The organism is Candidatus Electronema sp. PJ, assembly GCF_048287395.1.
Lineage (GTDB): Bacteria > Desulfobacterota > Desulfobulbia > Desulfobulbales > Desulfobulbaceae > Electronema.
In genome coordinates this window covers 1-22,982 of record NZ_JBLWEO010000003.1, presented here as the reverse complement: position 1 = coordinate 22,982, position 22,982 = coordinate 1, and the positions used below count along the sequence as shown (strand labels likewise).

Below are 22,982 nucleotides of genomic sequence, written 5' to 3'. Positions count from 1 at the left end.
GATCCACGCCAAGCGCAGATGTATTGAAAATACAGCATGTGAGCCATGATTATATGTTTCCATGCTCCCAGCTTAACCTAAGTTCCGCTGAAGCTGCCACCTGAAGGTGGGGGTTTTAACCCTCCCAAGTGAGGACAATAAATACAAATTTTCTGACGATTTCTTGATAGTCGCAATCCATTTTCTATTTCACGAACCTCTTCATCTAATCTTAACCTTGCAGTATCCTTTGGATTTGCCGACAAGATAAGTATAGTCTTTACAGTGTTCATCGTAAATTTTTGTTTATCCCCACTTATTCGTTTACATCCCATCATCCAAGAACAATACTTCCAACCATCTTCAATCAGAAAGCTGTCTGCTTTCGTTGCACTCAAGCAGACCTACTTGGCTTGAATTGCATTCATTTCGTTTGATATGGCGGAGTTTATTTTTTCGGGGAATCGGGAAGAAGGATAACCGCCGAATTTATTTCGGCTGGTCATGATTGTCAAGAGAGAAGTTTTGGGCAGCGGCTTCTACAACCGCCGACTTTCCCTCCCGGTGCAAACGCAGTGAGTAAATATCCCGATAAACAGAATCGTGCCACAAGGTTAATCAGCAAATAGCCCATAGTTTCGCAGCAGAATGAGAAAGTTTTTATTCGCTTCTGTCCAGATCGTTTTGAGCGTGGCATTATCCTGCCACCATCTCTGGTTGGGTGATAAGAGCGGCTTAAACTCTCCTGAGCTAATCACTTTGACACCGACAGAACTGCTGGAGAATTCTTTCCTAAAAATTAAGGCAACTCTTCTGGTGTGATATGGATCAGTCACCACAAGCAAGCTCCGTATCTTTTGCGCCAGGCAATACTTCTTTGTCAGTTCAGCATCTGTAAAGGTATCTCTGGAACCTTCCAAGATAGTGATCTTCTTGTCTGTGCAGTTTGGACAAACTTCCTGGATAAGAGCTGTCCAATCATTTCTGCTGCTATCCACAAGAAGCAGCTGCTTTGCCAGTCCTGCATCATACAGAGCTAAACCTTTGCGCAAGCGGCTTGGGCCGCCGCCTCCCAGCACAACAATGACATCTGCTGTCTGTGGTTGTTCAGTCACAACCAACCAGGCAGGAACTTGCAGCACTAAGAGAACAATGAGGGTAAGCAGAAGAATAACTCCAGTGCAAACACCAGAGAGAAAGATACAAGCCCAATGCGATTTCATCTGCTTTCTCGTTTGAGCAAGAGAGCAACAGCTTCGGCACAACGTTGGGCATACAGCAAGGGCAGCACAAATTTATTCTTTTTGTTATACCGCCAGAGCATATATTCAGCTGGCGGAAAGAGATTGTACCAAAGAAAGCGCAGCCGTTCATGCCATGTTGCCATGTCTTGCAGTTTGAGCAAAGCATGATTTCTGATTCCTGCGCTTCTTCCTGGTTGGAGAAAAAGAGAAAACTCTTCATCACTGCGCTGCTCTTGCAGCATGGCCGCGAATGTTTCAGGCAGAGTGGTGTTGAACCAGAACTGCGCGGCAGTAGCAGCATCAGCGCATAAGGAGCTGATCTCCAATTCCTTGGCTTTCTGGTGGAACATCGCTGCTTCTTGCTCAGTCAGGGCTTGGCAAAGCAGATGAATGTCGTAGAGCCAGATCAACTGATCGCCGCTGTGGGAAAAATGCCCAGCGCGATGAAAGCAAGCCAGCAGTAAGGCATCGATGGTGTTCAGTGTCTTAGCATGTTCTCCGAGCACAGGGAGAGCAACTGGCGTAGTCTCGGTAAAATTTCTGCTGAACTTGCTGCTGTTGTTGTTGATCTGCCAGTGGAGGTCATAGCGACAGTCCACGCCTTGCCGTGGCTGCGACCAGCTGCTCTGCGAGTTAATCCAATTGGCACTAGCTTCGTGCAAAGGCTTGTAGCCTAGCTGTTGAAGTAAGGCAGCTGTCTTCTCGCGGTCGGCAACAGGAATCAGCAGATCTGTATCGCAACGAGGCCGGAGCCAAGGTTCAGGATACAGCGAGTAGGATAAGGCCGTGCCTTTGAGCAGCAACGGCGCAACGCTGATGCCAGCTAAGGCTTGCAGCACGCTGCGGAGATCTGTTTCCCACAGCAGCTCTGCTGCTGCTTGCCGCAAAGCTGTCGCCCGCAATCGGGCTAACAATTCTGGTGGCCAGTGCAAGCAATGCTCTTTCCTAAGCTGGCGGAAGAGCAGCGGAACCAGGCCTTGCGCCCGCACTTCAAGGAAAAAGACCTCTGCGGTGAGACTGTTTCCTTCTGGCCAGACTGCATCCTGATTGTGGAAGACCTGGCGGAGGAGTGCAGCGGTTTCTGGCTGCATGTTCTGGACAGTCAGCATCCTAAACCCAAGGCGCGGCAGACATCCCAAGTTTGGCAACAGACGATGCTGCGGTCAAATGCCTGCACTGCTTTTTCCCGGCCTGCTTTGCCAAACTGGCTGCAAAGTTCAGGATGATCAAGCAGGTATTCAATCTTTGCGGCCAAAGCTGCTGCATTGCCCTTCGGAACCAGGAAACCATTGCGGCCATCTTCGACAATTTCTCGGCAACCTGGGACATCCGTAGCGACAAGGGGCAAAGCCATGGAAGCGGCTTCCAGCAGGCTGCGTGGTACTCCTTCGCGCCAACTAGGCAGCACCATCAAATCCACTTCGCTGAGGAGTTGGCGCATGTTCTCCACCTGACCAAGCAGGTTAAGCTGCCCAGATGCCTGCCACTGTCTCATTTCAGCCTTGGTGATCGAACTTGGATTGCCAGGATCCGCAGCTCCTGCCAGGAGAAACTCTATTTCATTGGCACGGTGCGCCAACAGCGCAGCTGCTTCTGCGTATTCCTTGATGCCCTTTTCCCGCAAAAGCCGGGCAGCCAGCAGCACCCTGAATTTCTCGTGCCGCTGCTGTTGCTCAGGCGTGAAGAACTCGGTATCTACCCCAGAACCCCGAATGAGATGAATTTGCTCAGGAGGAAGGAAGCAGCGGTCAAGAAAGAACCGCTGGTCATCGGGATTCTGGACAATCAGACGGCTGCTCTTGCCGCGCAAGGCCAGTCTCAGCAGGCATTGCACAACAGGTCTCAAGATACGCGCTTTAAGCGATGGATTGATAAAGACATGTCCCAAGCCAGTAACGGCGTGGATTCTGTGCTGTATCCCAGCTATCTGAGCTGCTAGGCCGCCGTAGAGCACCGGCTTGAGGGTAAAATGCAAGACTGCGTCTGGGGCTTCTTGCTGGTAAATGGCTGCAATATGTTTGAGCAGGCCCAGCTCCCGGAAAGGATTCAAGCTACGCCGGTTCATCGGTACAGCTAGCCAGCGAAAGCCGTTATCTATGAAGCATTGCGCGTAATCTCCCGGCGGTGACATTAACACCACTTCAAGGCCCTGCGCCTGGAAGTAGCGGGCAAGATCAAGGCGGAAGTGGTACAGATACCAGTCGGTGTTGGCGAAGAAGAGGATTTTCATGAATCATAAATGCTCATCCGCGTTCTCCGTCTTCAAGGCAGCAGTGGCCTCTGTTCGCCGATGTTCGATGTAAGCGACTACACCCACTGCAATCTGCTTGGCAATGGCTTGCAGATACTGGTCGTCCTTGAGCAGTAACGCCTCCTCCTTATTACTGATAAAGGAAATTTCCGCCAGTACCGCTGGCATCTGCGCACCAATCAGCACATAGAACGGTGCTTTCTTTACTCCGAGGTTCTTAATCTTGTATCGACGCAGACCATCTGCCATACTGGTCTGGATAAACTCGGCCAACAGAGAGGATTCATCGATCTTGGTGTTTTTCATCAGATCGGCCAAGATGCCCTGCATCTCACTCATGCTGCGGGATGAGGTGGCATTCTCTAAAGCCGCGACCCGCATGGCTTCTGGGTTGGCAGCGAGGTTGAGATAGTAGGTCTCCACGCCTTTTACCCAGGCTTTAGGATGAGCATTGACGTGAATGGAGAGGAAAAGGTCGGCCCCTTTGGTGTTGGCCAGGGCTGTACGTTCCTCAAGGGGCAGAAAGGCATCCTGTTCTCTGGTTAATAGTACCTCATAGTTCTCCTTTTGCAGGAGTTCTCGCACCCGCTTGGCAATATCCAGGACAAGATTTTTTTCTTCCAGGCTAAAGCCGGTGGCACCCACGTCCTTGCCGCCGTGACCAGGGTCGATCATGATCCGCCGGATACCCAGGCCAAGCTGTTGGGCCAGGGTTAGGCTGCGATTCTCCGCTGCTTCAGGCTTGATCTTGATCTGCTCCTGGACTGCCGCAGGCTTGTCCTTGTTCTCCTGCTTGACTAGCTCCTTCGGGCTGGCTGGCACGGTTTTCTCTACCGTCTCTTCTGGCTTAACACCGTGCAAATCAACCACCACCCGGAACGGATCATTGAGACTGAAAATTTTGCAGTCAGCATCCGCAGCCAATTCCAGTGACACCCGCACGGTCTCGTCATCTGTCTGTTCAGCCTGGATGGTTTTGATTAAACCAGCGTTCACCGTCATCGGCGCACGGTATGCTGGGGCGACATGGCTCTTTTTGAATTCCAGGCGGAGGCGGCCTGGCTGCTTGCTGTTCTTATCTGGCAGCTCGGCCTGATAGCTCGCCAGACTGGATACGCTGACTGCCACCCGGCTATAGCTGTCCGAAGACCAATGCTGAATCGGCAGCAGCTCGGCTAAGGCGGATTTTTCCGGTATCTTCTCCTCCGGCTGGACTATTACCGGAGGCTGCGCCTTTTCTTGCTTTACTTCAACCTTGGGTGGTTCTGGTTGAGGCGTGGGCTTGATTATGCCTGTTGGCGCGACAGGTGCGGGCGTAACAGCAGGCTTTTCTGGTTCCACTGAGGCAATTTTTAGCTCGGAAACCAAGATCTTGCTCTGCTCCCTCTCTTGAAGAGGCGGCTGCGCAGCAACGTTGGTCTCTTTCGCCTTTTCCGGCGCAGGAGGCGCAACAACCACAGGCTTGGGTGGCTCTGGTTTGGGCGGCGGCGGAACGGGCTTTACCGGTTCTGAAATAATGGGTTTGATTGTAGGAACAATAGGCTTCTCCTCCTCTTCATCATCGCCGAATAAGGGAAAGCTAATTTTCGCCAGCCAGGACTCTTCATCTTCCTTTGCTTGCTCTTTTACTGCGGGGGATGGAGTAGCAACCTTGGGCGGCACAGGCAAGGGCAGGATAATCTTTTGCTGCGGCTTTTTTTCGGCGAGCACAGGTGGAGAAGCGGGAACGATAAGCTGAGACGGTTTGGGTTTTTCTGGCTCCTTCACCATTGCTATGACAGGTGGCTGCGTGGCCCGCCTTGGCGTAAAGAGTGGCTCTATGACAGGTTCCAGCGGCGGTAGAACCATTTTCTCCTGCGGCTTCTTTTCTGGCAAAGACGGGAGATTTGTCACAGAACGACTTGGGGTAGCAGCAACGACAGGCTGCGGCGACTCCATCTTCACCACAGGAGCCACCTTCTTGCCTTGCTTGCGGGCGGCCAATGATTGCGCAATCACGGTCAGCTGCCGGAGCTGTTCTTCTGCTTGCGCTTTGCGGTTGCTGAAAGGATAGCCATGCACCAATTTATAGTAAGTTTTGGCTGCGCCCCGCAGATTGCCATTGGTTTGCTCGATCTGCGCTAAGGCGAACAGCGATTCCGCAGCCTCGCTACTCTGCGGAAACAGGGAGACCACGTTGCTGAATACAGCCACGGCTTGATCCAAATCAGCGGGGCGGTGGAATCGCTGGTGTATGGCGTGGTGCATTCGGGCGGTTAAGTACAGGCAAGCCGGTGCAATGCGGCTCTGTGGGTCTTGCCGGTAAATCCGCTCGATTTCCTGAATGCTCTTCAGCCAGTCCTCTCGGTTTCCACCCTGTGCAGGGTTGTGCAGCAGGCGATAACACTGGTCGGCAGCCTTCTGGTAATCGAGATCAATTGTTTTTTGGGCGACGGCGGTTGAAGCAGACGGCTTTTCTGCTGCTTCAGCGAGAGAAAAACTCGTACTCAAGCACAACGCAAGCAACAGGCAAAGACCGGCCCACAAATGCAGGAAACAACGGGGCGACAGGCAGGTGGTGGCAGGGGACATGCGTCGTGTCAGCGAAGAAGGGGTTCTGGTTGCAGTAAATCCTGAAAAGAAAGGCCTGGTTGCCTTGGAGTTTATCTTCCTTTCTTGCTCGCTGACAAAGGAGTTTGGCTCGGCCAGAAAGGAGTTCTGCCGACTTGCAAAGGAGTTGTAGTCGGCAACAAAGGAGTCTGGCCGACTACCAAAGGAGTTTGGCCAAGCCGGAAAGGAGTTCTGCCGACTAAGAAAGGAGTTTTAATCGGCAAAACTCCTTTCTGGTCGACTACCAAAGGAGTTTGGCCAAGCCGAACTCCTTTGCTGCCGACTACAACTCCTCTGATCGCGAGTACAATTCCTTTCCGGCCAAGCCAAACTCCTTGGCCAACGAGCCGTACACGTGATTTAGGTCAGAGTTTTGGAGTAGAAAGAGGGAATAATCGACGCTAGCGTCAGCTCGGTTCAATTATACCCCATCGCCTTGCCCGTGCAAAGGAATTGCTTCTTGCCGAGCAAGGCTGGCGCAGATCAAGGGCAAGGAAGATAGGTTGCGCCATCCAGTTCTTTGTTGAAAAAGGCTAGGAAATATTTGTCGTTCTGAGCCGCAGAGCAGTATTCTGGCACTTTGGCTGCATCGTATTGCAGAATAAATACCCATTTATTCTTCTCAATAAATGGCTTGAGTAGCCCGCATTCTTGGTAATCGTAACAGCTTTCGTTGATCGTAAAGTCAAAATGCTGGGCAAGAGACCCAACTTGAATGAGGCCAACCGCGTTTTTTAGCCCGACTTTTAGCCCTTTGCTGTGCGCAGTTTTGGCAAGCCAGTGCAGATAGTCGATTTGATCTGCTTCAGTTAGCAGAAAACCGGAATCATTCTGATATCCATCCACATTGTCTGGATCAACAGCATCGCAGCCAGCACTAGCAGCCCGATCCATCCGGGCGGCCATGATGGCTCGGGTGGTTGCTGATCTGATATCCACCCAGCGTTCACCAGGCCATTCCGCAAGATTATTACCTAAAATATCCGCAGCAAATTGGTCTTTATCACTCCGCCAGTCTTCATAGGTACCTGCGCTGAAATAACAAACTACCTTGATGCCTTTGTTTTTAAGCTGGCTAAATAGACCAGACTGGGCATTATCTTCAAGGTCAATGTCATACACCGAGACGTTCTTGTCTTGAATATCCCCTTGAAGCTGGATATAGCCGGTCATTCCAGAATAAAATTCATTTTTCTCGATGACTACTGGGATTTTTCCGACAAAAAAGGTGGTTGAATAGGCTGAAGAAGAGATTAAAAAGAAAAAGACAGATAAAATTATAGTGATTACGGCTTGCATAGTAAGCCTCCTCTGTAAATACAGATCAGGTCGAATTATTCTAGCGTGAGTAGCTCCTTATCTGAGTATATTTGATAATCTACGGTTAAGTCAAGAATACATGGGCAGTTCATAAACCGCCCATGTATTGCCCTCTTACTCCTTTTCCCCGCAGTCTTTGCGGTAAGGATTGATGGTCATCACCGGGCAACAGGCTCCCTTGACCACCTTATCGGCTACACTGCCGAACATGATCCGTTCCAGGCCCTTATAACCGTGCGTACCCATGATGATCAGGTTGCCATGGACCTCCTTGGCGTATTGAAGGATCTCTTCAGCCACATCGCCCGTCAATACTTTGCTGTGCAGGCCTGCGATCCCGGCTGCTAAGGCTTTTTCCCGGCAGCTTTCTGCAAACTCTTCCATTTTTTGCTGGGCAGATTCGAGCAGCTCCTTTTCCAAGTTGGGCAGGTTGACCGGTGGGACAAAAAAACCGGAATAGTCCTCGAAATTCTGCAACACAAAGACCAAATGCAGCTCGGCTCCGAACTTTCCTGCCATATAACCAGCTGAATCGGCGATCATCTTGGCGTTGTCGGAAAAATCAACAGGGGTGACGACGGTTTTAACTTCCTGCATGGTGCAATCTCCTTGTGATGAAAATAGGTTGGCGGCTGCGCAGCCTTAAGCGGCAAACAAAGCAGTTGACCCTTGCCCGCAGGAAGAATATAGTTATTTCCTTTCCCTTTCTGCAAACAGTTTTTCGTCTAACTGTGCAACTTGCACTGAACCGCCAATCTGCTGAGGGCTGCAATGGATTTTGAACCAAAATGGATTGCTTGGGAAATCACCCGCCGCTGCAACCTGAACTGTGTGCATTGCCGCTCCTCTTCTGGCCTTGAAGTGCAAGGCCACCCAGATTTCTCGCTAGCCGAGGCGAAACGAGTGCTCGATGACCTCAAATCCTACGCAAATCCGGTTGTGGTACTTTCCGGCGGCGAACCTCTGCTGCGGCCTGATGTCTTTGACATTGCGGCTTACGGCACTGGTCTTGGTTTGCGGATGTGTTTAGCCACCAATGGCACCTTGGTCACGGAAGAAATCTGCGCCAAGATCAAAGAGGCGGGGATTAAAATGGTCTCCCTCAGCTTAGACGGCTCCACGGCGGCGGTGCACGACAATTTCCGCAATCAACCTGGCGCATTCGACGGCACCATGAACGCTGTCCGCCTGTTTAACGAACACGGCATCAAGTTTCTGGTCAACTCCTCCTTCACCCAGCGCAACAAAACCGAGGCTCCCAAGCTCTATGAGCTGGTGAAAAAGCTGGGCGCGACGGCGTGGTATCTCTTCATGATTGTGCCGACCGGGCGCGGCGAAGATATTATGAATGAGCTGATTCCCGCTTCGGAATACGAGGACATGCTCAATTGGCATTACGATATGGAAAAGGAGGAACACGAGCTGCTTGTCCGCCCGACCTGCGCCCCGCAGTATTACCGCATCGTCCTTCAGCGGGCCAAAGAGGATGGCGAGAAATTCAAGCGCAGGAGCCTGCAATTTTCCACCGGTGGCTCGAAAGGATGCCTGGCCGGGCAGCTTATTTGCCTAATTGATGTCGATGGCAACATCCTACCATGTAGCTATTTCCCGAAAGCCGCAGGTAATATCCGAGAACAACATTTTCAGGATATTTGGGAAAAGGCAAAACTTTTTCTGGAACTGCGGGACTTCAAGGGCTATAAGGATAATTGTGGACGCTGCGAATATGTCAATGTCTGCGGTGGCTGTCGGGCCAGGGCTTACGCCATGAGTGGCGACTATCTGGCCCAGGAACCGTTCTGTGCCTATCAGCCCCGCAGCTGATTTTATCTAACGACAATGAACGACACCTTCTTACGCGCCTGTCGGGGCGAGCAAACCGAATACACGCCGGTCTGGTTCATGCGCCAGGCAGGCCGCTATCTGCCCGAATACCAGGCCGTGCGGGGCAAAGTCAGCTTTCTGGAGCTGTGCAAGAACCCAGATCTCTGCACCGAAGTTACGCTCCAGCCCGTAGATATTTTCGGCTTTGATGCTGCCATCCTCTTTTCAGATATCCTTATCCCAATGGAGGCGATGGGCCTTCAGCTGGAGTTCCACGAGAGCAAAGGACCGGTTTTCCCTGAGCCGGTGCGAACACAGGCTGCGGTTGACCGGCTGCTGATTCCCGACCCGGAAGAGAGTCTGCCCTTTGTGCTGGAAACTATCCGCCTACTGCGCTGCGCCCTCAAGGTGCCGCTGATTGGTTTTTCCGGTGCGCCCTTTACGTTGGCCACTTATCTGATTGAGGGCGGCTCGTCCAAGGTCTTTTTGGAAACCAAGCGGATGGCCTATCAGCAACCGGAGTTGTATCACGCCTTGCTGGAGAAGATAACCCGCTGCACCAGCCTTTACCTGCAAGCGCAGGCGCGGGCAGGAGCGCAGGTCTTGCAGATTTTTGACTCTTGGGCAGGCGTGCTGGCTCCCTGCGACTTTGCACGCTTTGCCCTGCCGTATGTCCAGTCGATTATTGCTGATCTGCGCAAGATGACGGATGTTCCCATCATCTACTTCGCCAACAACGGCGCAACATTGTTGGAACTGAGCAAGACCAGCGGTGCCGATGTCCTCGGCTTAGACTGGCGGATTAAGCTGGATGAGGCAGCCAAAATTGCAGATCAGCATGTCCTGCAAGGCAATTTGGATCCGGTTGCCCTTTTCCTGCCCAAAAACGAGCTGGAGAAACGAATTGCCGCCATTCTGGATGAAGGCAAGGCTGCCAAGGGGCATATCTTCAACCTTGGCCACGGCATCCTGCCGCAGACTCCGCCGGAGCAGGTGCAGATTGCGGTCGAGGCGGTGCATCGCCTGAGCAGCAGATAGTACATTCTGGCCCTGATGAACATCCCGGATATTGCCGCCTGCGCCGCGCTGATGGACCAGCACGGGATGCTGGCCAACATCCGAGCGCATTCAGTTATGGTTGCCCGGATTGCTGGGTTGCTGGCAGAAGGCTTGAGCAAAACCAGCCAGCAGCCGCCTGATCTTCAGCTCTGCCTCAGCGGTGCCTTGCTGCACGACATTGCCAAAACATCCTGCCTGCGCAGCGGCGATGACCATGCCAAGGCTGGAGCAGCAATCTGCTTAAAAGAAGGCTTCCCAGAAATCGCCACCATCGTCGCTGGACATGTCATTTTGCCTGATTTCGCCCCAGCGCGGTATCGGGCTGGTATTTTTTCCGCTAACGAGATCATTTATTACGCGGACAAGCGCGTCCTTCACGACAATATCGTTAGTTTAGCTGAACGGCTGGAGTATATCTTGGACAAGTACGGTCGCGGCGAAGCGGGCAGACATGAACTGATCCAGGATAACTTTAGGAAATGCAGTCAGCTGGAAGAATGGCTATTTTCCTTTCTGGACTTCGCGCCTGAAGAGCTGGCCGAGCGAACAGCGGCGAGAAACAGCCTTGCAATCTAAGCCGCCGCCGCAATTTTCCGCAAACTGGCTTGCCTCAGCAGCGGAAAACACCTATATTACAACGAGCACAGGCAAAAAAGACTGAGCCGTCAGGATGTCCGGCAGCGCAGAATCTCCCTTTTATGAAGACAACGGCCCATAAATCGTAAGAACGGAGCAGCTACGGTGGAAATCTTTTTTCTTGGAGTTGGGGAAGCCTGTGACACCGCGCATGGCAACAGCTCTTCCCTGATCACCGCCAGTAACGGCACCAGAATCCTGCTAGACTGCGGTTTCTCGGTGCCGCATCAGTATTTTCGGACAGTAGAACAGCCGACCGAACTGGATTGCATCTGGATATCTCATTTTCACGGGGACCATTTCCTTGGCCTGCCCTTGCTCTTCCTCCGTCTCTGGCAGCTGGGCCGCACTCGACCGTTGGTTATCGTTGGCCAGAAAGGTATAGACTGCAAAGTCAGAGCTGCCTTGGAGCTGGCTTACCCCACTTTTGAGAAAAAACTGAGCTTCACGTTTGAATTTCATGTCCTCCATGCCCAGGAGAGTATTTCAGTGGCCGGGTTGACCTGGTCTGCTGCGCTGACACAACATTCGCAATATAACTTGGGCCTGCGGCTGAAAGACGGCCCCACCAGCTTCTACTATAGCGGTGACGGACGAGCAGGAAAACACGCCAAAGAGCTGATCCAGGGCTGCGATTTTGTCATCCATGAGTCATTCAGCAAGGTTGATACCTATCCCTATCACGGCTCAGTCACCAGCACGCTTTTGCTGGCTCAAGAGCTGGAAATGGGCCAGATCGCCCTTGTGCATCTTGATCATGACCTGCGGAGAACCGAGTTGCCCGCGATCCAGGAAATGGTACGGACACTGCCTCATGCCCTTTTGCCGGTTGCGGAAGACCGGGTGCGTTTTTAACACGTTAAGGAGAATACAACCATGACCTCCAGAACGCTGCGTCTGCTGGCCACACTGCTGGCGGTTCTGCTTCTTGCCCTACCTGCGGATTCTCCTGCCCGGAGCAAAAAAAACAAGGCCAAGCGTTTTGATAAAAAGGACTGGATCTGGCAGCCAGATGCCTTTCCTGCGGAGAAAAAGCCGCAATACATCCGCATGGCAGATAACTTCTTCATCTTTTACGATCCTTCCACCGCAATGGATGTCCCGTACAGGGACGGCATGACCCGGCTGGAGATGTCGAAGCAGATCCTCCTCAAAAGCAATGCCAGCCTGCCGGAGTTGAACTGGCAGACTGGCCTGTATCCGCATTGGAAGAACGTGATGTGGCTACCTGGGGCAGAAAAAGGTTTTCATCCCTACTATCAGCTCCACAACTACAATCAGGAAGAGTTTGCCGCTGCCCTGGAACAGCTACCCGTGACCAGTTTTGGCCCGCCAATGCTGCAAACCGCTCTTATGAAGCTCGAATATCTGCTTGGTCTGCCGGGCCGCACTGAGATCTTCATGTTCACCAACGGAGCTGCTTCCCGTTTTGCAGGCGTGGATGAACCAGAGCCGCTTGCCCAGGCCAAAAAGCTGGCGGCCAAATACGATATCTGCTTCACCTTGATCAGCAGCGCGACCAATAGAACAGCGGTAAAGCTGCTCAATGACATCGCCGAGGTCAACGACTGCTCGCAGGTGATTGACTTTGACACTGTGGCCGAGCATCCTGAGCATCTGCTCGGCAGGCTTTACATGCCTGCGGACGGTCCGTTCCAAAACGTCCTCTTTGCCTTTGATAAGGCGAACATCAGGAAGGAATATCAGAACCAGCTCGACCGATTGGGCCGCTATCTGACTGAGAACCCGCATGACTACGTCGTTCTGTCTGGCTTCTGCGATATTCGCGGCACCAAGCAGTACAATATCAACCTTTCCCGGCGCAGGGCAGAAAGCGCGCAACGGTATCTCCTCGACAACTTCCCGCTCAAAAAAGGCAGGGTACTCCTCTACTGGTACGGCTATGCCAAGCCGGTCGCTTCCAACAAGACCGAGGAAGGGCGGCGGCTCAATCGTCGGGTGACAATCACGCTCAGGAAGAAGAAATAGAGCGGCTCAGGGAGCAGCAGCCTAGACCCTGCTAACAACCTCATTTTAGTCCTTTCTTGCTCGTTTTCAAAGCAGTTCGGCTTGGCAGAAGAGGAGTTCTAGTCGGCAGCAAAGGAGTTCTGGTAAGCCGCAGAGGAATCCTGCCGACTTGCAAAGGAGTTGAAGTCGGCCAAACTCCTTTGCAAGTCGGCAGGAAAGCAGTCTGGCCAAGCCGAACTCCTCTGTTACCGATTACAACTCCTTTCTTACCGAGCCGTACTTCAGTTGCCTCGTTTCAGGCTTTATTCGTCTCAACTACAGCTTGAGCTGCCCCGTTTTACCCTGCACAGGACAGGCTGAAAAATAGACTGTTTTTCGCAAGATTTCAGCAACTTTCTTGTTGACTTAGAGAAAACAGAGGATTATGTTAGGCAGTAATTCATCTGAATGCCTCAACATAAATGAAGCTCTCTTTTTCGTTGGAGATTAAAAATGAAGAAATGGCTAGCTGGCGTGCTTATCTTGCTTGCATCTCCGGTATATGCAGGGGAAAATATTCTCTATTACAGAAGCGAGACTGGAGATTATATCGGACAAGGCAAGGAGAAGACCTACACTGATGCAGACCTCACTTTTTCCGCCTCGAAAAACTATGACAATGGCGTAACCGTCTCTATGGAGAATTTCACTGACACGCCTTTTCTCTGGTGGGATGCTAATTTTGCCGCACCTGGTGATGTACTCTTGCAAGTAGGTGTGTATGAGAACGCTACCCGTTTTCCCTTCCAAGCAAGCAACGTGCCAGGGCTGGATTTCTCAGGTGACGGAAGAGGATGTAACGAGCTAACTGGTCGTTTTGAAGTCAAAGAGATCGTGTATGGCGCAGGGGATACCATTACCAGTTTTGCCGCAGACTTTGAGCAGCATTGCGAAGGCGGGGAAGCAGCCTTATATGGTTCTGTCCGCTACAACTCTGATGTGCCAGTAGAGACAGGAGACCAATGTCAGGCCACAGTTGCGGCTCTACAAGCGCAAGTAGAATCTCTGCAGGGACAAGTAGATGCGTTGCAAGCCCAACGGGATGCCTTACAAGCGAAGATTGACGGTTTTGATATCGATGGTGACGGCGAATACAACGGCACTGATCGCTGCCCAGACACAAATGCTGGCGCATCAGTGGACGACAGCGGCTGCTCGCTTACTCAATACTGCAAACAGCAGACCACGAAACGTCGCTGCATCAAAGCCGACTGGCAACATGACGAGCTAGGCGTTGCCTTGCCCCATGATTGCAAGGTAGTAAAGACAGGAAGAACCACATTTAACTGCGAGTCGATTCTCTCTGGCAAGATTGATTTGGTGCCATAGAAGTTCCCAGCCAAGTCATCATGGCACGGAATGCCGTGCCATGATGCCAGAAAAGAAAGAAATCAGCTCACCCCTCCTTCACATCCACCTTCACCAGCTTGTCGCCCGGCTGGAGGCTCTGCCCCACCTTGACGCTGACAGCTACGACCACGCCCGCAGCTTCCGCAACAATGGGGGTCTGCATCTTCATCGCTTCCAGCACGAGCAGCTGATCGCCAGCTGCCACTGCCTGTCCTGCCTTGACGCTCACAGCACTGACATTGGCAGCAAAGGGAGCGCGGCAATCGCCAGCCTTGGCTAATTCGGCAATCTCCTCTTTCGACAGCTTGGCCGCAGCCGGTGCCGCGCCCGCAGGCTTGACTGGCTCGAAGACATAGACCCGCTCGTGGTGATCCACGTTGAGATAGACGTTGGTGTGGCCGTCCTCGGTCTTCTGCACCGGGCCAACCTCCAGCAGATGCTCCTTGCCAAAGTGGTCGCGGAAAGTCATGGTCTCGCCCAAGGCAAAGCCGCCCTGCCGCAGGAAGATGGACGGCGGCAGCACGTAGGCTTTGCCGAACTCCGCCTCGAACTTGTAGAAGTTGACCGCATCGTTCGGGTGCTGGAGGTAGATAACCAGCTGCTGCTCAGTCGGCTCATAGCCCAAGCGGTCAGTCAGGGTCTTTCGCTCCTGCTCGATGTCCATGTCGCTGATCGCCTCAGCTCCGCCCTGCTCGGCCAGCACCTTGCGCCAGTCCTCGCCAAAGACCTTCTCATAAATCCAGTCGGCAGGCTGATAGAAGGGGAAGGGGCCGTACTTGCCCAGCAGCAGGTTCTTCAGGTCGCCAGAGGGCGACTCGTAGCGGCCATGCTGGACGTTGGAAACCGCTGTTGTCCACAGAATCTGCGAGCCAGGCGTGACGCTCCAGAAGTTGCCCAGCTCCTCCTGCACCTTGGGCAGCTCCTTGTGGAGGATGTCCGGCATCTTGTCTAAGAAGCCGCCCTTGGCTGCTTGCTCCAAGCTCGAACCCATCGCCCCGCCGGGCAGCTTATGGATCTGCACAGTCGGCTGGAAGCCCTTGATCTGCGACTCAAACTGCGCGTAGTGCGGACGCTGATCGCGGATGGCATCGGACGTGGCAATCACCGCCGCTTCATCAATGCCAACTGCTGTCTTGCCGTGATCTTTCAGAGTTTGAATGACGGTCAGCACTGCGGGCGGGCCGTAGTAGCCCGTAAAGGCGTGATCAGAGGCATCCACGATCTTTGCGCCGTTGAGCACGGCCTCAGTGATGCGGCCCACGTCGTTGCCGTCGGTGTTGTGGCCGTGGTAGTGGATGATCAGATCAGGGTAGGCCTGTTTGATCGCATTGACCAGCTCGCCGATGCGACGCGGTGTGCCGAGGCCGCCGTGGTTCTTGATGCAGAGGGTGATGTCCTCGCCGGTGACAGCAAGAATCTCCTTCACCTTGGCCACGTAGTAAGCGTTCGTGTGCTCCGGCCCGGTGGAGAAGCAGATGCACGGCTCGTTCAGCTTGCCCGCCTTGGCAACTTCCTCAAAGACCGCCTGCATGTTCGGCACATGGTTGAGGAAGTCGAAGGTGCGCCAGACATCCACGTACTTGGCGAACTCCCGCACGGTGAAGCGGATGACATTGGGCGGGTAAGGCCGGTAGCCGAAGAGGTTCACGCCCCGGCAGAGGGTCTGGAACATGGTCTTAGGCATGGCCTGCCGCAGCAAGTCCAGCTTGAGGAAGGGATCCACCTGCTTGCGCAGGATGTCCACATGCACCGAGGCTCCGCCGGTGATCTCCAGCGAGAAGTAGCCTGCCGCCTCGCGGGTCGGAGCCGCCATCAGATCGGTGTGGAGCAGGATGCGGTTCTTGTAGTCCGTCTGGGACATGTCCCGCGCCGTATTGGTGATGTAATAGCCGTCGGCTTGGCGCAGCGCGGCCAGCATCGAGGCAATGTCCATGTCTTGCGTGATTCGTGTCATGACCTGTGTCCGTGGTGTGTTAGTTGTCATTTGCCGGGCTGCCGCATCAAGGTTGCCTAACCAGCTCATCAGCCATATATCTTCACCTTTGTCCGGTTGACAGCCTCGATGAAGAAAGGATTGGTAAGAGAGTTCTCCGTGATCAGATCAACCTTGCGATGAAAGAGCTGCTCAAACTCATCAGCGAGACCGAAGAAGTTGTCGGCATACTCGCCATACTCCATCGGCTGAAAGGCGATCAGCAGATCAATGTCACTCGCCTGACTGAAGCGTTCCGTGCAGACCGAGCCGAACGCGGCCAGCGAGCTGACCTTCCTGCTGGCGCACAAAGCACTGATCTTCTCGATGTTGTCGCTGATGATCCGGTTCATGGGCGCATGGCTGTCCGTATGCTTCCCGTCATACGGGCCGTATGCGGAGGCGCATACGCGGCGTATGCCGAGGCGCATACAGGGCGTATGCCGAGGCGCATATGAAGGGCATAGGCTCTCCTCATGCTGACCACGACTATCACGCCGCATAGGCATTGCCGCCCTTGCAGTGAATCTCGGCGATCAGCTTGGCCAGCTTGTTGACCTCGCTGCTGTCCTCCTCGTAGTTGAAGAGGTGCTCGTGGGTCTCAAGGAAGGAGGTGTCAAAGCTGCCGCCCTTGAAGTCTGGGTCTTTGATCAGGCTGAGATAGAAAGGAATAGTGGTCTTGGGGCCGATGATGACGAAGTTGTTTAGGCTGCGGCGCAGGCGGTCAACCGTCTCGTTCCACGACCAGCCGAACACGGTCAGCTTGACCAGCAGCGAATCATAGACCTGCGGGATGGTGAAGCCCTGATAGCAGAAGCCGTCCAGACGCACGCCGTAGCCGCCCGGCGAGCGGTACACGCGCACGGTCTTGCCGCCTTCGGGCATGAAGTTGTTCTTCGGGTCTTCGGCGTTGATGCGCATCTCCACGGCATGGCCGCGCAGGTGGATGTCCTCCTGCTTGATGGAGAGGTCTTTGCCCATCGCCAGCTTGATCTGGGTGCGGACGACATCAATGCCGGTGATCATCTCGGAGACCGTGTGCTCCACTTGCAGGCGGGTGTTGATCTCCATGAAGTAGAACTGGCCGTTGTCGAAGAGGAACTCGACCGTGCCTGCGTTGAAGTAGCCAGCGGCCTTGGCGGCCTTCACTGCGGTCTGGCTGATCGCCTCCTGCTGCTCCGGCGTGAGCTGAAAGGCCGGGGCGATCTCGACCAGCTTCTGGTTGCGCCGCTGAATGGAGCAGTCGCGGGTGCCGAGGTGGATGGTGTTGCCGCTCTTGTCGGCAATGATCTGCACCTCAATGTGCTTGGGCTTGACCACAGCTTTTTCCAGATAGACCGAGTCGTCGCCGAAGGCCGCCTTGGCTTCGGCGCGGGCCATAGCATAGTGATCCTTGAGGTCTTTCTCTTGCTCAATCTTGCGGATGCCGCGCCCGCCGCCGCCTGCCGTGGCCTTCAGCATGATCGGGTAGCCGTACTTCTTGCCGAACTCGACGGCCTCCTGCAAGCCCTCGTCTCCCGCTTTGAGGTTCTGCGTGCCCGGCACCATCGGGATGCCTGCCTCGGCCATGATCCTGCGGGCCGTGACCTTGTTGCCAAGGTTGTCTATCACCTCCGAGGACGGGCCGATGAAGATGATGCCAGCCTTCTCGCAGGCGCGGGCGAAGTCGGCGTTCTCAGCAAGGAAGCCGTAGCCGGGATGAATGGCCGCAGCTCCGCTCTTCTGGGCCGCAGCAATCACCTTGTTGATATTGAGGTAGTCGCAGCGCGGGCCGTTGCCAATCCAGACCGCCTCGTCAGCACTGCGGATGTGCATGGAGTCCCGGTCTGGCGTTTCGTAGATGGCGACCGCTTCGCAGTTCAGCTCTTGAATAGCCCGGATGATGCGGATGGCAATCTCACCCCGGTTGGCAACGAGTATTTTAGTCTTCAATGGTTCCGCCTATAAGTAGTAAGTATTCTTGCAGCCGGTCAAGATGCGGCGAGCCGGGTTTTCAGCTTGTTCAGTGCTCAGGCAATAGCTTGCTAAGGTAACAGAAATCCAAGCTGATGGCAAGCAAAAGGTCTGCGGGAGGCTGCAAGGTTGTTTGCTCCTCGCGTCGAAGGAGAAAGGGATAAGTTCGTGACAATAGACCTCTGGCACAAGTTACTGCCAGCCGTTGCCAGGGCACTTCGCGAATCCGCCGCTGAAATCCGTCTTGAATTGTCCTCGGCAAGAAAGAAGTTCTGCTTGGCCGCAAAGGAGTTCTGCCGACTTGCAGAGAAGTTTTGCCGAGTAGGGAAGGAATCTTACTCGGCAGAAAAGGAGTCTGGCCGACTTGCAAAGGAGTCTGGCCAAGCCGCAGAGGAATTCTGCCGACTAAGAAAGGAGTTTTGGTAAGCCGGAAAGGAGTGCAGCTCAGTTGCCAAGGAGTTTGGCCGAGTACAACTCCTTGGCAACTGAGTAGAAATGGCGCGTTTTGCGTCAGCATATTAATCAAACGCCCTTCCTGCCTACAGGCAAGAAGGGCATTTGCGCTGCTGAATCAGGAGGCGGCTTTACCGGATGGCTTTTGCCGAGGCGGTGTTAGAGTAAGCGGAATTACCGCTGCCGTTGTAGGCCCGGACGCGGTAGTAATAGGTGGTACCAATCGTCAAGCTGCTGTTGGCATACGTCCTGATGTTAGCACCGGTTGTGGCGATCTGAGTCCAGCTGCTCTGATTGAGGGAACGTTCAATCTTGAAGCCTGTTTCGTTGCTCGAATTATCTGCCCAGGCAAGATTGATCCTCCGGCCTTTGACAGCAGTAGCCGTGAGATTGCTTGGCGCATTGGGCAGGGGAATCGGAGCAAAGGTGGCCGTGACGCTCGTGTTGCCAGTCATGGTGAGCACACAGCTGCCAGAACCAGAACAGGCTCCGCTCCAGCCAGAGAATGTCCAGCCTGTATCAGGGGCTGCGGAGAGGGTCACGCTGGTGCTGGAGGTGAAGTCTGCACTGCATGTTGCGCCGCAGCTAATGCCAGAAGGCGTGCTACTGACCGTGCCGTTGCCGCTCTTGCTGACGGAGAGGGTAAAGTTAACTGGAGCCTGGCTACCAAAGTCAAATTCCATCACCGCGCCTGCTGCGCTGATGCCGGAGATTTCATTGTTGGTCGGATACACCACTCCGCCCTGATAGCTGTCTGTACTGGGCACAGTCGCGGCCCCAATTGCACTCACGCCGGTGGCTTTATAAGCATCGGTGCTGTCGCCCCGGTTATTATTCTTTTCAAGGTTATAATTGCCGTCTGCTTGCAGCACAGCTACTCGATAATGGTTGCCGTTGGTTGGCCAACCAGTCTGCCCTGGATACCCTTCAGTATTATATCCAGCATTACCATCAATGTGATAAATCACCAAGCCGTCACCGGAGGCAGGAATGTTGTCCACTATTACATTGCTGGCATTCTTCCGCCGCCGATTTTCAATCAGCAGATATTCATTCGCTGGATAATTACTCGTGACCTTATATACGGAGGACGAATTGAGTGAATCACCTAGGATATAATGTCCTGCTGCGGTAAGATCAGTGGGACTAAGCCAGCCCATCTGCATCTTGCTCCAAGCCGACATCAGCGGCGGAGGCTGCTGACTACCATCTCCACCCCAGGAGTTGGCCATCAAACACCAAGACCCGACTCCCTCACCCGTGCTGTCTGTGTCGTAGAGGTCAGGCAGTCCCAGAAAATGGCCTGTCTCATGCGCAATAACTCCGATCCGACCGATAGTGTTGCCTGAAGTGCCCCAGAGCGAAGGGCTGATATGGTAGTTATAGACACGCACGCCTTCTGTCGATTGCCAGGAACCGCCAGGCAGGGAATAGAGTGCCCACTTGTGCGACCAGATGCGGTCGGTGTAATAGGTGCCGTTTGCATCAGTACCACCCCATTCTGCGCCGTAGCCTGAATGCAGGAAGGTGATGGCATCAATATAGCCGTTGCTGTCTTGGTCGAATTCCCGGAAATCAATCACGCCGTCCACGATGTTCAAAGCCTCGGCAAGGGCTTGGTGGATCGTCGAGGTCAGGCCTGAATTCCCAGCGGCGTAATATTCTTCTGGTTGGGAGACTGTGGCCCAGGCAACAACCGTGGAATCTATGGTAAGTGCGCCATAGGAGTTGTTCAGATAGATGTCACGCAGGCTTCCTGCCGGAGCAAGAGTAGGATCACCGCCAACTGCGTTCATCAGCACATCAATGTTAGCTTGAGATGGCAGGGTTCTGCCGGTGTGGTCGCTGAAACGAACCAGGACAACCAAGTTTTTCAGCGTCTGTGGCCCTAATTCTACTGCTTGAAAGGCGGGCTGGCCAACAGCAGCATCTTCTGGAGATTGTCCTGCTGGCCCTTCATCACGCATTTTCTTCCGTACAGTTTCGGAAGGCAACTCTCTGCGCTTCAGACCTAATACCTTAGGATCGGCCTTGCCGACTTCGTGTGAAGTGGGAGCTAGATGGCCGTTTGCTCCCTGCTTGGCATAGACATAACGTCCTGAATTACCGCGTGTGCGCACCACAGTATAACCGTCTAGGTCCTCTTGCCAATGCACGACATCACTACCTTTTATGCGCAACGCAATCTCGGTGCCATCAGGCTGCTTTTCATAGATGATATGGGGACTAGCCATATCTGCCTGTACTACAAACGGCCTAGCAGCAAGAAAAAATGCTGCCAGCATGATCAGCCTGCTGTAGAAACTCTTCCCCCGTGTTTCCATAATACTTCTCCCTGGTACTATTAAAAGTAGGCAGCCCGACTATCTCCTTGCTGGAGACCCGCAGCTTTCCGGCATCACCTCGCGATGATTGTGGCTTTGTCAACTTTCTGGTGCTAAATTACAGCACCAACCAGAAAGTTTTATATGCACTTGTTTATGCGCATATATTGTTATCATAATTTGATAAGGCCAGAGTTGTCAATAAAAAAATGCCTACCCTATGAGATAGCATAAACCAAACAGATCATGTAGGCCGAGAGTATCCCGCCGATCTTCACCGAATACGCAGTGAGGAGAAAAACCTGCTTGCATCCCTTCCCGGCAAGATGGTAAACAGAGCTGGAATCCGCATCTTAGCGGCACCTCTTTCACTATACCCTATTGCCCTCTATCCTTGGGAGATACATATGGCTGCTGTTGCCCCGTTCCGCGCTCTGCGCTACAACCCCGCCAAGATCGAGCGGCTGGATGATGTCTTCACCCCGCCCTACGACATCATCTCCGCCGGAGACGGGGAGAAGCTGCGGCAGAAGAACCCCTACTCAATGATCAACCTTGACCTGCGCAACACGGCTCAGGACGAGACTGTGGACGATGGCCGCTATCAGCAGGCCCGCGACCGCTTCCTTGCCTGGCAGAATGAAGACATCCTCATCCGCGACGCGCAGCCTGCCATCTACCTCTACAGCATTGAGTACCAGCATCCCAACGGCAGGCGGCTGACCCGCAAGGGCATTGTCGCGCTGATCGGGCTGGCGGAGTTCAGCGAGGGCATCGTCCGTCCGCACGAGAAGACCTTCGCCGGGGTAATCGGCGACCGCCTCAAGCTGATGGAGACCTGCGGCGCGCAGTTCAGCAAGATCTTTTCCATCTACTCTGACCCGCAGCAGGAGGTGATCCGCACGCTGGAGCAGGCGCAGGAGCCGCAGCCGCTGCTACATGTCAAGGACGGCAATGCCAACACGCACACGCTCTGGCGGGTGACGGACGCAGCGGCCATTGCTGCGGTGCGGCAGTTCTTTGCCGAGAGGCCGGTGTACATTGCCGACGGCCACCACCGCTACACCACCGCGCTGGAGCTGCGCCGCCGGATGCTGGCCGCCAACCCTGAGCTGCCCGCCGATCATCCCTGCAACTTCATCATGATGTATCTCTGCGGCTGCGAGGATCCGGGCCTCTCTGTCCTGCCCACGCACCGCCTCGTGCGCTGGCCGGGCGCGATGAGTGCAGATGCGCTGGCGGCGAAGATGGGCGCAGGCTTGGAGGTGGCAGAGATCACCCAAAGCAGCCGCGAGAGCCTGCTTGCCGAGACACTCAACCGCATGGACGAGGCTGAGGCGGACAGCGGCCTGCCTGCTTTCGGGGTCTATCATCCGGGCGAGAACCGCTCCTTCCTCCTTGCCTCCACCGCGCAGACCTTCGCGGCCAGCCCAGCCTTGACTGCCAAGCCGGAGGTGCTGCGTGGCTTAGACGTGGTCGTGCTCTCCGACTTCCTCATTCAGGAGCAGCTGGACCTCAGCCACGAGCAGTGCGTGCGCGAGAAGTTAGTCAGCTACCTCAGCGACCCGGACGAGGCTCTGGATGCGGCGGTCAAGCAGAGCGTGGTCGAGGACGGCCACACACCGCTGCTCTTCCTCCTCAACCCAACCAAGGTGGCGCAGGTGCTGAAGGTCGCAGACAGCGGCAACATCATGCCGCACAAGTCCACCTTCTTCTACCCGAAGATACTCACCGGCCTGCTGATACGGAAGCTGGATGAGGCGGTGGGGAGATAGAGGCATCGTAGATACCGTCTAGCCTGTCAAAATGTTTTACCTCTTGACAGGATAATTAATAATAGGTAACCCCCCGGCTTTGCCGGGGAGACTGTCCGAAGTTTGACTGAGCTATCTTCACTTTAGCGGACACACCAATTACCCTGACAGGAACAGGAGGTGTGTTTATGGGCTATCGCAGGTACGATTCCGATTTCAAGCGAGAAGCCGTGCGCATGGTTGTTGAAGAGGGAGTTGGTGTTCGCG

General features: G+C 54.1%; 22 protein-coding genes and 1 riboswitch. Of the genes, 9 read left to right on the top strand and 13 right to left on the bottom strand.

Annotation, left to right across the window (positions count from 1 at the left end; all coding sequences use genetic code 11):
• Nucleotides 1-77: 77 nt before the first annotated feature.
• The 5 genes from ACNKIB_RS00185 to ACNKIB_RS00165 form a co-directional block, all read right to left on the bottom strand.
• A complete protein-coding gene (locus ACNKIB_RS00185; protein ID WP_417908519.1) occupies nucleotides 78-377 on the bottom strand; it encodes a hypothetical protein in 300 nt (99 codons plus the stop codon).
• A 216-nt stretch (nucleotides 378-593) separates the two neighbouring features.
• Entirely contained in the window at nucleotides 594-1,202 is a 609-nt protein-coding gene (locus ACNKIB_RS00180; protein ID WP_417908518.1) for a YdcF family protein, read from the bottom strand.
• A complete protein-coding gene (locus ACNKIB_RS00175) occupies nucleotides 1,199-2,332 on the bottom strand; it encodes a nucleotidyltransferase family protein (protein ID WP_417908517.1) in 1,134 nt (377 codons plus the stop codon). The genes ACNKIB_RS00180 and ACNKIB_RS00175 overlap by 4 nt, the downstream gene beginning before the upstream one ends.
• A complete protein-coding gene (locus tag ACNKIB_RS00170; RefSeq protein ID WP_417908516.1) occupies nucleotides 2,326-3,453 on the bottom strand; it encodes a glycosyltransferase family 4 protein in 1,128 nt (375 codons plus the stop codon). The genes ACNKIB_RS00175 and ACNKIB_RS00170 overlap by 7 nt, the downstream gene beginning before the upstream one ends.
• A 3-nt stretch (nucleotides 3,454-3,456) precedes the next feature.
• Nucleotides 3,457-5,964 (bottom strand): N-acetylmuramoyl-L-alanine amidase, encoded by a 2,508-nt coding sequence (locus tag ACNKIB_RS00165; protein ID WP_417908515.1) that lies wholly within the window; start codon nucleotides 5,962-5,964, stop codon nucleotides 3,457-3,459.
• A gap of 79 nt (nucleotides 5,965-6,043) precedes the next feature.
• Between ACNKIB_RS00165 and ACNKIB_RS00160 the strand changes: the two genes are divergently transcribed.
• Complete coding sequence (locus ACNKIB_RS00160) at nucleotides 6,044-6,196, top strand: hypothetical protein (protein ID WP_417908514.1); 153 nt, start codon at nucleotides 6,044-6,046, stop codon at nucleotides 6,194-6,196.
• A 150-nt stretch (nucleotides 6,197-6,346) separates the two neighbouring features.
• Here the strand turns inward: ACNKIB_RS00160 and ACNKIB_RS00155 are convergent, their stop codons facing one another.
• The 3 genes from ACNKIB_RS00155 to ACNKIB_RS00145 form a co-directional block, all read right to left on the bottom strand.
• Nucleotides 6,347-6,484 carry a hypothetical protein gene (locus tag ACNKIB_RS00155; protein WP_417908513.1) on the bottom strand — a complete coding sequence of 46 codons (138 nt, stop codon included), beginning with the start codon at nucleotides 6,482-6,484 and terminating at the stop codon, nucleotides 6,347-6,349.
• A 62-nt stretch (nucleotides 6,485-6,546) separates the two neighbouring features.
• Nucleotides 6,547-7,362 (bottom strand): endo alpha-1,4 polygalactosaminidase, encoded by an 816-nt coding sequence (locus ACNKIB_RS00150; protein WP_417908512.1) that lies wholly within the window; start codon nucleotides 7,360-7,362, stop codon nucleotides 6,547-6,549.
• 135 nt (nucleotides 7,363-7,497) lie between these two features.
• On the bottom strand, nucleotides 7,498-7,980 hold the full coding sequence (locus ACNKIB_RS00145) for a universal stress protein (protein ID WP_417908511.1): 483 nt from the start codon (nucleotides 7,978-7,980) through the stop codon (nucleotides 7,498-7,500).
• 174 nt (nucleotides 7,981-8,154) lie between these two features.
• On the opposite strand from ACNKIB_RS00145, the gene ACNKIB_RS00140 reads away from it, so the two are divergent.
• The 5 genes from ACNKIB_RS00140 to ACNKIB_RS00120 all read left to right on the top strand — a co-directional run bounded on the left by ACNKIB_RS00140 (nucleotide 8,155) and on the right by ACNKIB_RS00120 (nucleotide 12,891).
• Nucleotides 8,155-9,207 (top strand): radical SAM protein, encoded by a 1,053-nt coding sequence (locus tag ACNKIB_RS00140; protein WP_417908510.1) that lies wholly within the window; start codon nucleotides 8,155-8,157, stop codon nucleotides 9,205-9,207.
• A 15-nt stretch (nucleotides 9,208-9,222) separates the two neighbouring features.
• Entirely contained in the window at nucleotides 9,223-10,245 is a 1,023-nt protein-coding gene (hemE, locus tag ACNKIB_RS00135) for a uroporphyrinogen decarboxylase (protein WP_417908509.1), read from the top strand.
• A gap of 15 nt (nucleotides 10,246-10,260) precedes the next feature.
• Complete coding sequence (locus ACNKIB_RS00130; protein ID WP_417908508.1) at nucleotides 10,261-10,842, top strand: HD domain-containing protein; 582 nt, start codon at nucleotides 10,261-10,263, stop codon at nucleotides 10,840-10,842.
• A gap of 165 nt (nucleotides 10,843-11,007) precedes the next feature.
• Nucleotides 11,008-11,757, top strand: a complete 750-nt coding sequence (locus ACNKIB_RS00125) for an MBL fold metallo-hydrolase (protein ID WP_417908507.1) — start codon at nucleotides 11,008-11,010, stop codon at nucleotides 11,755-11,757.
• Between the two features lie 21 nt (nucleotides 11,758-11,778).
• Nucleotides 11,779-12,891: an OmpA family protein gene (locus ACNKIB_RS00120; RefSeq protein WP_417908506.1), complete on the top strand. Its 1,113-nt coding sequence runs from the start codon at nucleotides 11,779-11,781 to the stop codon at nucleotides 12,889-12,891.
• Nucleotides 12,892-12,957: 66 nt separating this feature from the next.
• On the opposite strand, the gene ACNKIB_RS00115 is transcribed toward ACNKIB_RS00120, so the two are convergent.
• Nucleotides 12,958-13,101, bottom strand: coding sequence for a hypothetical protein (locus ACNKIB_RS00115; protein WP_417908505.1), 144 nt, complete (start codon nucleotides 13,099-13,101; stop codon nucleotides 12,958-12,960).
• A gap of 261 nt (nucleotides 13,102-13,362) precedes the next feature.
• Between ACNKIB_RS00115 and ACNKIB_RS00110 the strand changes: the two genes are divergently transcribed.
• Entirely contained in the window at nucleotides 13,363-14,238 is an 876-nt protein-coding gene (locus ACNKIB_RS00110) for a hypothetical protein (protein ID WP_417908504.1), read from the top strand.
• Between the two features lie 67 nt (nucleotides 14,239-14,305).
• Here the strand turns inward: ACNKIB_RS00110 and ACNKIB_RS00105 are convergent, their stop codons facing one another.
• From ACNKIB_RS00105 to ACNKIB_RS00095, 3 genes are all read right to left on the bottom strand, one after another.
• Nucleotides 14,306-16,213, bottom strand: coding sequence for a biotin/lipoyl-containing protein (locus ACNKIB_RS00105; RefSeq protein ID WP_417908503.1), 1,908 nt, complete (start codon nucleotides 16,211-16,213; stop codon nucleotides 14,306-14,308).
• 68 nt (nucleotides 16,214-16,281) lie between these two features.
• Nucleotides 16,282-16,662: a nucleotidyltransferase family protein gene (locus tag ACNKIB_RS00100; RefSeq protein WP_417908502.1), complete on the bottom strand. Its 381-nt coding sequence runs from the start codon at nucleotides 16,660-16,662 to the stop codon at nucleotides 16,282-16,284.
• A 61-nt stretch (nucleotides 16,663-16,723) separates the two neighbouring features.
• Complete coding sequence (locus tag ACNKIB_RS00095) at nucleotides 16,724-18,163, bottom strand: acetyl-CoA carboxylase biotin carboxylase subunit (protein WP_417908501.1); 1,440 nt, start codon at nucleotides 18,161-18,163, stop codon at nucleotides 16,724-16,726.
• 189 nt (nucleotides 18,164-18,352) lie between these two features.
• Between ACNKIB_RS00095 and ACNKIB_RS00090 the strand changes: the two genes are divergently transcribed.
• Nucleotides 18,353-18,610 carry a hypothetical protein gene (locus ACNKIB_RS00090; protein WP_417908500.1) on the top strand — a complete coding sequence of 86 codons (258 nt, stop codon included), beginning with the start codon at nucleotides 18,353-18,355 and terminating at the stop codon, nucleotides 18,608-18,610.
• A 158-nt stretch (nucleotides 18,611-18,768) separates the two neighbouring features.
• Here ACNKIB_RS00090 and ACNKIB_RS00085 read toward each other — a convergent pair whose 3' ends face one another.
• On the bottom strand, nucleotides 18,769-20,961 hold the full coding sequence (locus ACNKIB_RS00085) for a M6 family metalloprotease domain-containing protein (protein ID WP_417908499.1): 2,193 nt from the start codon (nucleotides 20,959-20,961) through the stop codon (nucleotides 18,769-18,771).
• A gap of 26 nt (nucleotides 20,962-20,987) precedes the next feature.
• Nucleotides 20,988-21,066, bottom strand: a riboswitch (cyclic di-GMP riboswitch).
• Between the two features lie 302 nt (nucleotides 21,067-21,368).
• Between ACNKIB_RS00085 and ACNKIB_RS00080 the strand changes: the two genes are divergently transcribed.
• Nucleotides 21,369-22,736: a DUF1015 domain-containing protein gene (locus tag ACNKIB_RS00080; RefSeq protein WP_417908498.1), complete on the top strand. Its 1,368-nt coding sequence runs from the start codon at nucleotides 21,369-21,371 to the stop codon at nucleotides 22,734-22,736.
• The last annotated feature ends 246 nt before the right edge of the window (nucleotides 22,737-22,982 follow it).

What these genes read in the sequence shown, in the direction of transcription:
- ACNKIB_RS00180 (WP_417908518.1), bottom strand. Translation starts at nt 1,202, where the DNA reads ATGAAATCGCATTGGGCTTGTATCTTTCTCTCTGGTGTTTGCACTGGA.
- ACNKIB_RS00175 (WP_417908517.1), bottom strand. Translation starts at nt 2,332, where the DNA reads ATGCTGACTGTCCAGAACATGCAGCCAGAAACCGCTGCACTCCTCCGC.
- ACNKIB_RS00170 (WP_417908516.1), bottom strand. Translation starts at nt 3,453, where the DNA reads ATGAAAATCCTCTTCTTCGCCAACACCGACTGGTATCTGTACCACTTC.
- ACNKIB_RS00160 (WP_417908514.1), top strand. Translation starts at nt 6,044, where the DNA reads ATGCGTCGTGTCAGCGAAGAAGGGGTTCTGGTTGCAGTAAATCCTGAA.
- ACNKIB_RS00150 (WP_417908512.1), bottom strand. Translation starts at nt 7,362, where the DNA reads ATGCAAGCCGTAATCACTATAATTTTATCTGTCTTTTTCTTTTTAATC.
- ACNKIB_RS00145 (WP_417908511.1), bottom strand. Translation starts at nt 7,980, where the DNA reads ATGCAGGAAGTTAAAACCGTCGTCACCCCTGTTGATTTTTCCGACAAC.
- ACNKIB_RS00140 (WP_417908510.1), top strand. Translation starts at nt 8,155, where the DNA reads ATGGATTTTGAACCAAAATGGATTGCTTGGGAAATCACCCGCCGCTGC.
- hemE (WP_417908509.1), top strand. Translation starts at nt 9,223, where the DNA reads ATGAACGACACCTTCTTACGCGCCTGTCGGGGCGAGCAAACCGAATAC.
- ACNKIB_RS00130 (WP_417908508.1), top strand. Translation starts at nt 10,261, where the DNA reads ATGAACATCCCGGATATTGCCGCCTGCGCCGCGCTGATGGACCAGCAC.
- ACNKIB_RS00120 (WP_417908506.1), top strand. Translation starts at nt 11,779, where the DNA reads ATGACCTCCAGAACGCTGCGTCTGCTGGCCACACTGCTGGCGGTTCTG.
- ACNKIB_RS00110 (WP_417908504.1), top strand. Translation starts at nt 13,363, where the DNA reads ATGAAGAAATGGCTAGCTGGCGTGCTTATCTTGCTTGCATCTCCGGTA.
- ACNKIB_RS00105 (WP_417908503.1), bottom strand. Translation starts at nt 16,213, where the DNA reads ATGACACGAATCACGCAAGACATGGACATTGCCTCGATGCTGGCCGCG.
- ACNKIB_RS00100 (WP_417908502.1), bottom strand. Translation starts at nt 16,662, where the DNA reads ATGCGCCTCGGCATACGCCGCGTATGCGCCTCCGCATACGGCCCGTAT.
- ACNKIB_RS00085 (WP_417908499.1), bottom strand. Translation starts at nt 20,961, where the DNA reads ATGGAAACACGGGGGAAGAGTTTCTACAGCAGGCTGATCATGCTGGCA.
- ACNKIB_RS00080 (WP_417908498.1), top strand. Translation starts at nt 21,369, where the DNA reads ATGGCTGCTGTTGCCCCGTTCCGCGCTCTGCGCTACAACCCCGCCAAG.